Origin of the sequence: Tepidimonas sp. (assembly GCF_036825565.1) — a bacterium.
Classification (GTDB): Bacteria; Pseudomonadota; Gammaproteobacteria; order Burkholderiales; family Burkholderiaceae_C; genus Tepidimonas.
Window position 1 is genome coordinate 1 of sequence record NZ_DAISXZ010000091.1, and the last position, 7,917, is coordinate 7,917.

The window sequence follows — 7,917 nt, forward strand, 5'->3', positions numbered from 1 at the left end:
GGTTCGACGGACCGCTGGCGCTGTCGGGCTCGATGGCCACGGGGTCGGCGGTGCTGGCGGCGCAGGCGATGGGGGCGGACTTTGCCTACATCGGCTCGCTGTTCATCGCCACCGACGAGGCGCGCGCGAGCGACGCCTACAAGCAGTGCATCGTCGAGTGCAACTCGGACGACATCGTCTACAGCAACCTGTTTACTGGCGTGCACGGCAATTACCTCAAGCCGTCCATCCGCGCTGCGGGTCTCGACCCGGACCACTTGCCCGAGAGCGACCCGAGCAAGATGAACTTTGGCGACGGCGCCAAGAAGGCGTGGAAGGACATCTGGGGCTGCGGACAGGGCATCGGCGTCGTGGATGCGGTGCGGCCGGCGGCCGAAGTGGTCGCGCGCCTCAAGCGCGAGTACGCGCAGGCCCGCGCGCGGCTGTGCGCCGGCGTCTGAGCGCGCCGCCATCCGCTCTGCCCGTCAGACGGTCGTGGCTGGGGATGGGGCGCTGCCCTCATTCCCCCACGCCGAGCGGACCTTTGCCAGCACGGCCGGCACGGGGTCGTCCAGGGTGTCGATGGCGATCACCTCGCGCTGGGGGATCGAGCGCAGCCAGGTGAGCTGGCGCTTGGCCAACTGCCGGGTGGCCGCGCAGCCGCGCTCCCACAGCGCTCGTTGCGCTTGCGCGTCCAGCGCCTCGTGGCCATGGGCCGCGGCGGCGTCCAGGGCCTCCCACGCCTGGCGGTAGCCGACGCAGCGCATCGAGGGCAGTTCGGGGCCCAGATCGCCCCGCGCGCGCAGGCGCCGGACTTCGTCCACCAGGCCCTCGGCCAGCATGGCGGCAAAGCGCGCGTCGATGCGCCGGTGCAGCCAGACGCGCTCATCGGGCTCCAGCGACAGCAGCCGCCCAGGCCAGCCATCGATGTGCAGCGGGGTAGGGGCCTTGTCATCCGCGGGCTGGACCCATCGGCGCTGCAACGCCGACAGCGGCTGTCCCGTGGCGCGCCACACTTCCAGCGCCCGACCGATGCGCTGGGCGTCGGTCGGCGGCAGGCGCGCCGCGGTCACTGGGTCCACGCGGGCCAGCTCGGCGTGCAGCGCGGGCCAGCCGCGCAGGCGCGCGTCGGCTTCGATGGTGGCGCGCAGCGCCGGGTGCGCCGGCGGCAACTCGTCCAACCCGTCGAACAGCGCCTTGAAATACAGCATCGTGCCGCCGACCAGCAGCGGCCAGCGACCGCGGGCTCGGATCGCGGCCACCAACCGGCGCGCATCGCGCACGAACTCGGCCGCGCTGTAGGCCTCGCGCGGGTCGCGGATGTCGATCAGGTGGTGCGGCGCCGCGGCCCGCTCGGCCGCGGTGGGCTTGGCGGTGCCGATGTCCATGCCGCGGTAGACCAGGGCCGAATCGACGCTGATGATCTCCACCGGCCAGCGCGCGGCGATCGCCAGGGCCAATGCGGTCTTGCCGCTGGCCGTGGGCCCGGCAATCGCCAACCAGCCGCACACCTGGGGGCTGTGATCGGGCTGCATGGGGCGCGATTATCGCGTCGGCCCCGGCGCCGGCATGGGGGCGGAGCGCACCTCGCCGTGGCGCTGCACCAGGGTCCACGCCACGGCGGCGATGACCACGGCCCAAAACCACAGACCGTTGGTCAGCGGATAGACCCCCGTCTCCGCCCCGGTGGACATGCGCGTGCCCAGCCAGGTGCCCATGCCGAATGCGGTCAGCATCATGACGAAGCCGGACAGCGCCGACGCCGCCCCCGCCGCCTGCGGAAAGGGCGATACCGCGCCGCTCTGCCCGCAAGGCTGGTGCACTCCGTGCGCCAGGATGAACAGGTAATACGGCCCCATGATGGCCCATGTGGTGTGCAGGCCCAGCAGCGCCAGCACACCGCACAGCGTGCCCCCAGTGAGGGTGAAGCCGGCCGCCACCGCCACCGTGCGGCGCACCCCCAGACGGGGGATGAGGCGCCGGCACACCACGGTTCCGGTGATGTACACCATCGACATCGACAGCATCAGCAGGCCGTAGTGCGTCTTGCTCAAGCCAAGCACGGTGATGAAGACGAAGGACGACGTCGCCAAAAACGTGAACAGCCCGCCATAGGAGGTCGCGGCCAGCAGCGCCCAGGCCCAGAAGGTCGGGTGGCGCGCGATGCGGCCCCAGATGCGCAGCATCTCGCGCGGTTGCAGGGCCTGCGGGTTGGGCGCGGGCAGCGTCTCGCGAAAGCGCAGCACCACCAGGGCCAGGGCCACGGCCGAAAACACGGCCAATGCCGCCAGCGTGACGCGCCAGCCATAGTGCTCGGTCAGCCAGCCGCCCAGCGGGCCGCTGATACAGGCGAACAGCCCCAGCCCGCTCAGGCCCTTGGACATCATGCGCGCACCGTCCGCCGGCGCATACAGATCGCGCACGATGGCGCGCGCGCCCATCACCGACGCCCCCATCGCCGCGCCTTGCACGATGCGCCAGAGGATGAGCTGCTCGATGTTGGCCGCCAGCGCATTGCCGATCGAGGCCAGCACATACGCGCCGAGGCCCGCCAGCAGCACCGGGCGCCGCCCGAAGCGGTCCGACACTGGCCCCCACACCAGTTGCGCGGCACCAAAGGACAGCAACAGCGCGGTCAGCGTGGCCTGCACCTGCGACATGGGCGCGGCAAAGGCCGCCGTAATCGCTGGCAGGGCGGGCAGATACAGGTCCGTCGCCAATGGCTGGATGCCCAGCAGCAGGGACAGAAAGACGACGACCCATCCAGGGGTCATCTCGGCACGGGCGGGGGCGGTCTGCATGGTTATGGATGGTAACAACAAGCCGCCCGTCACCGCCCGCGCAGAAACAGCGCGTCGAGCTCCCGCAGACTGAGCTGGCGCCAAGTGGGGCGACCGTGGTTGCACTGGTCGCTGCGTTCCGTGGCTTCCATCTGGCGCAGCAAGGCGTTCATCTCGTCCAGCGTCAGGCGGCGGTTGGCGCGCACCGCGCCGTGGCAGGCCAGGGTGGCAAGCAGCTCGTTGCGGGCCCGCTCCAGCACGCGGCTGCCGCCGTGTTGGTCCAACTCTGCCAGCACCGTGCGGGCCAGCGCCACGGCGTCGGCCTGGGCCAGCAGCGCCGGCACGGCCCGCACCGCCAGCGTCTGGGGCGAAAATGGCGCCATCTCCAGGCCCAGGCGTTGCAGCACATCGGCGCAGCGCTCGGCTGTTGCCACCTCCAGCGGGGTGGCGGCAAACGTCGCCGGCACGAGCAGCGGCTGGCTGGGCATGGTGGACTCGCCCAGCCGGTCGAACTGCGCTTTCAGCCGCTCGTAGACGATACGCTCGTGGGCGGCGTGCATGTCCACCAGCACCAGCCCCTGGGTGTTTTCCGCCAGGATGTAGATGCCGTGCAGCTGGGCCAGTGCGCGGCCCAGCGGCCAGTCCTGCGAGCGGTCCAACGTCGGCTCGCCTGACGTGGGGGCAGGCGGGGATGTAGGGGCAGCGGGAACGGGCGGATCGGGCCATCCCGGCAGCCGGGGCCACGCCTGCGGCTCATGCGCGCGCCAGTCCAGGGCGGCCGCGCGCTGGTAGCGGGTGGTGTCCCAAACGGATGGCGGTCGCGGGGCGTCGGGGGCCGCGGCGGCCGGCCCTCCGCGGGATGGGGTCACGGCCTCGGGCGGGGCGTCGGCGTCCCCCAGGGGCGTCGGTGCGCGGCCGGTGCTGCGCGGGGCGGCCAGCACCGCCTCCACCGCCCGTTGCACCGCTTGGTGCACCGCGCCGCTGTCGCGAAAGCGCACCTCGATCTTGGTCGGGTGCACATTCACATCCACCGCGCGCGGATCGAGGGTCAGGAACAGCACATAGGCCGGCTGGCGCTGCCCGTGCAGCACATCCTCGTAAGCGCTGCGCACCGCATGCGTGACGACCTTGTCGCGCACGAAGCGCCCGTTGACGTAGGCAAACTGGCGGTCGGTGCGGGCACGGGCCGCGTCGGGCAGCCCCACCAATCCCTGCAGGCGCAGCGGGCCGGCGCTGCTGTCCACGGGCAGACTCTCGGCGACGAAGTCGCTCCCCAGCGCGTCGGCGATGCGCCGCTGCCAGGCCAGCGCGGCGTCCAGATCGGTGCAGGCGCGCCACTGCTGCACCAGTCGGCCGTCGTGCCAGATGGCGAAGCCCACGTCTGGCCGCGCCAGCGCGTGGCGGCGCACGGCCTCGATGCAGTGCGCCAGCTCGGTGGCCTCGCTTTTGAGAAATTTTCGCCGCGCCGGGGTGGCGTAAAACAGCTCGCGCACCTCTACCGTGGTCCCCGGTGGACGGGCGGCGGGCCGCAGCTCGCCGCTGCGCGCGTCCAGGCTCCAAGCATGGCCGCTGGGGTCGTCCGCGGGGCGCGACAGCAGGGTCACTTCGGCGATGGAGGCGATGGCGGCCAGCGCCTCGCCCCGAAAGCCCATGGTCAGCACCGACTCCAGCTCCGTCAAGTCGCGGATCTTGCTGGTGGCATGCCGCTGCAGGGCGGCGGGCAGCTCGTCGCGCGGAATGCCGCAGCCGTCGTCCTCCACGGCGATCAGCCGCACGCCCCCCGCGGCCAGCCGCACGGTGATCTGGCGCGCGCCCGCATCCAGCGCGTTGTCCACCAGCTCGCGCACCACGGAGGCCGGGCGCTCCACCACCTCGCCGGCGGCGATCTGGCTGATCAGCTCATCGGGCAGCGGGCGGATGGCCCGGCGCTCGGGCGTGGAGGGGGCAAGGGACGGCAGCGCGTTCACCCGGCCATTCTAGGCGGCGCGGTTGCGCGCCAGCGGCGGGTTGCGCTCGAAATAGCGCCGGATGCCGCGCTCCAGCGCTTCGGCCATGCGGGCCTGGAAGTCCGGCTCGCGCAGTCGGCGCTCCTCCTCCGGGTTGCTGATGAAGGCGGTCTCGACGAGCACGCTGGGGATGTCAGGCGCCCGCAGCACGGCAAAGCCCGCCTGTTCCACCCGCGGCTTGTGCAGATCGCCGACGCGGTCGATCTCGCGCAGCAGCGTCCCGCCGAGCTGGAGGCTGTCGTTGATCTGCGCCGTCATGCTCATGTCCAGCAGGGTACGCTGCACGGTCGCGTCCTTGACCGAGACGGGCAGCCCCCCGATGCGGTCGGCTGCATTTTCGCGGTTGGCCAGCCAGCGTGCGGCCGCGCTGGAGGCCCCGCGGTCGCTCAAGGCGTAAACGCTCGCGCCGCGCGGTCGCGGGGAGAAAAAGGCGTCCGCATGGATGCTGACGAACAGGTCCGCCTGCACCCGTTGCGCCTTCTGTACCCGCACATGCAGGGGCACGAAGTAATCGTCGTCGCGCGTCATGAACACACGCACCGGGTTGCCGTTGATGCGCGTGCCATCGAGCCGGTCGCGCAGCCGGTGCGCGATGGCCAGCACCACGTCCTTCTCGCGCGTGCCGTTGGGGCCGATGGCACCCGGGTCCTCGCCTCCGTGGCCGGGGTCGAGGGCGACGACGATCAGCCGCTCGGTCGTCGGCCGCCGGGCCGCGGGGGCGGCCGCGGTCGGCGGGGTGGGTGCTGGGGCTGGGGCTGGGGCCATCTCGCGCTGCTCGCGCCGGGCGATCAACTCGGCGAGCGGATCAGCGGCCGGTGGCGATGGACTGTCGGGGCCGCGACCCACGTGTCGCGCAATCAGTTCCTCCAGCGGATCGGGCGGTGCCAGGGGGTGCAGGTCCAACACCAGGCGGTGCTGATAAGCGGCCACGGGTTCGAGCTGGAAGACCTGCGGGCTGATCGCTTGTTTGAGGTCGATGACCAGCCGCACCGTGTCCGGCGTGAACAGACCGACCCGCACCCGGGCCACGAACGGATCGTCAGGCTGTACCCGCTGCACCAGCCCCTGCAGGGTGAGAAGCAGGTCGGCCCCGCGGATGTCCACGGCCAGGCGGGGTGGGTCGGCCACGTACACCGGCGTGATTTGCAGTGCGGTGTCCGATTCGATGGTGACGCGCGTGTAATCCCGCGCCGGCCACACGCGCACGCCCACCACCCGCGCGGCCCAGACTGGCCAGGCCCCGGCGCTGCCCGCCAGCAGCGCCAGCGCAGGCAACCACCGCAGGGCGGCGCGGCGGTGGGGGTTCGGCCGCGTCGTCATGACAGGGCCGCCAGCAGGGCCGACCCACGCGGGGTGTGCGCAGTGGGGACGATGCGGCGGGTGTCGTCCCCGTCGTGGTGGAGCAGCAGGTCGAGGTCGGGCATGGGCAGCAGCGATCCGGCCTTCTCGGGCCATTCGACGAGCTTGAGCCCGGGGGACGCAAACAGTTCCCGCAGGCCGGCGTCCTCCCACTCCCGGGGATCGTCGAAGCGGTACAGGTCCGCATGCCAGGCGGGCGGCATCGTGGGGCCATCCGGCGGCTCCGGCAGGTCGTAGGGCTCCACCAGCGCATACGTCGGGCTTTTGATGCGCCCCGTCACCCCCAACGCGCGCAGCAGGTGCCGCACGAAGGTGGTTTTGCCGGCGCCCAGATCGCCGCGCAGGGTCAGCAGGGCGTCGGCCAGCGACGGGTCGCCCCGCATGGCCGCGGCCAGCCGCTGGGCCAGCCGGGCGGTGTCGTCTTCGCTGGTGACAACCCAAGGGGACATGGGGGCAGGGGACGGATGCGGTGGGGTTGAGGCCATGGACTTTCTACAATCGCGCGGCATGCAGCCGCCACCCGTTCTGGGCCCGCAGCCCGATTCGCCATCCGAGCCCGCGGGGGCTTCGGGCGAGGGGCTGGTTGAGCGTATCCGGGGGTGGGCGCGCGCCTTGGGATTTTCCCAGATCGGCGTCAGCGGCGTGGATCTCTCGAGTGCCGAGCCAGGCCTGCAGGCGTGGCTGGCGGCCGGCTTTCACGGGGACATGGCCTACATGGCGCGGCACGGCCAGCGTCGTGCCCGGCCGGCCGAGCTGGTGCCGGGGACGCTCAGCGTCATCACCGCACGCATGGACTATCTGCCTCGGAGGGCGCCGCCCGATTGGCGCGATCGCGAATGGGCGCGGCTGACCGATCCAGATGCGGCGACGGTTTCGCTCTACGCTCGCGGGCGGGACTATCACAAGGTGCTGCGCCGGCGGCTGCAGCAGCTCGCGCAGCGCATCGAGGCCGAGCTGGCCGACCCCGCAGGTGGCGACGTCCGGCCGTCGCTGCGCCCCTTCACCGATTCCGCCCCCGTCCTCGAGGTGGAACTGGCTTCGCGCAGCGGTCTGGGCTGGCGCGGCAAACACACGCTGGCGCTGCACCGCGACGCGGGTTCGATGTTTTTTCTGGGTGAGATTTTCATCGACCGATTGCTGCCGTCCACCCCGCCGGTGGCCGCGCACTGCGGGCGCTGCCGCGCGTGTCTCGACGTCTGTCCGACCGGGGCGATCGTGGCGCCCTACCGCTTGGATGCGCGGCGCTGCATTTCGTATCTGACCATCGAATACGACGGCCCCATCCCCGTGCCCCTGCGTCGCGCGCTGGGCAACCGCATCTATGGGTGCGACGACTGCCAGCTCGTGTGCCCGTGGAACAAATACGCCCGCCGCAGCCCGCTGCCCGACTTCGACCTCCGCGAGGCACTGGCGGCGCCGCGCCTGCTGGACCTGTGGGCGTGGAGCGAGGCCGATTTTTTGCGCCACACCGAGGGCAGCGCCATCCGCCGCATAGGCTATGGACGCTGGCGGCGCAACCTTGCCGTGGCCCTGGGCAATGCGCGGGCGGCGGCCCGCGCGCGCGCAGACGTGGCGGCGCAGACGGCGCTGGCGGCAGCGCTGGCCACGGCGCGCGACGACCCGGCCACGCCGCCCCTGGTGCGTGAGCACATCGACTGGGCGCTGCTGGACTAACATGCGGTCATGGCTGCGCCACCCCCGCCCCCACCCGACCGCCGGCGTGCCGGGCGTGGGCTTGGGCATGTCTGGGCCCGGGTTTGGGGGCAGGCCTGGGGCAAACCCTGGGGGCACTG

General features: G+C 72.0%; 7 protein-coding genes. 2 read left to right on the plus strand and 5 right to left on the minus strand.

The features are described from left to right. The coding region (locus tag V7026_RS10350) for an NAD(P)H-dependent flavin oxidoreductase (protein ID WP_334155311.1) at positions 1–440 on the plus strand (440 nt) is incomplete at its 5' end. A 24-nt stretch (positions 441–464) separates the two neighbouring features. Here the strand turns inward: V7026_RS10350 and miaA are convergent. Genes miaA through tsaE form a run of 5 tightly spaced genes read right to left on the minus strand, consistent with a single transcriptional unit; the run spans position 465 to position 6,573 of the window. After that, positions 465–1,514: a tRNA (adenosine(37)-N6)-dimethylallyltransferase MiaA gene (miaA, locus tag V7026_RS10355; RefSeq protein WP_334155312.1), complete on the minus strand. Its 1,050-nt coding sequence runs from the start codon at positions 1,512–1,514 to the stop codon at positions 465–467. A 9-nt stretch (positions 1,515–1,523) separates the two neighbouring features. Next, positions 1,524–2,780: a multidrug effflux MFS transporter gene (locus V7026_RS10360; protein WP_068610741.1), complete on the minus strand. Its 1,257-nt coding sequence runs from the start codon at positions 2,778–2,780 to the stop codon at positions 1,524–1,526. Between the two features lie 29 nt (positions 2,781–2,809). Next, positions 2,810–4,726: a DNA mismatch repair endonuclease MutL gene (gene mutL, locus V7026_RS10365; RefSeq protein ID WP_334155313.1), complete on the minus strand. Its 1,917-nt coding sequence runs from the start codon at positions 4,724–4,726 to the stop codon at positions 2,810–2,812. A gap of 9 nt (positions 4,727–4,735) precedes the next feature. Further along, a complete protein-coding gene (locus V7026_RS10370) occupies positions 4,736–6,085 on the minus strand; it encodes an N-acetylmuramoyl-L-alanine amidase (protein ID WP_334155314.1) in 1,350 nt (449 codons plus the stop codon). Then, the gene (gene tsaE / locus V7026_RS10375; RefSeq protein WP_334155315.1) at positions 6,082–6,573 is read right to left on the minus strand and encodes a tRNA (adenosine(37)-N6)-threonylcarbamoyltransferase complex ATPase subunit type 1 TsaE; all 492 of its coding nucleotides are present in this window, start codon (positions 6,571–6,573) and stop codon (positions 6,082–6,084) included. Before tsaE ends, V7026_RS10370 begins: the two co-directional genes overlap by 4 nt. Before the next feature lie 34 nt (positions 6,574–6,607). Here tsaE and queG point away from each other — a divergent pair, with 34 nt between their 5' ends. Beyond that, positions 6,608–7,798, plus strand: coding sequence for a tRNA epoxyqueuosine(34) reductase QueG (gene queG / locus V7026_RS10380; protein ID WP_334155316.1), 1,191 nt, complete (start codon positions 6,608–6,610; stop codon positions 7,796–7,798). Positions 7,799–7,917: the final 119 nt, after the last annotated feature.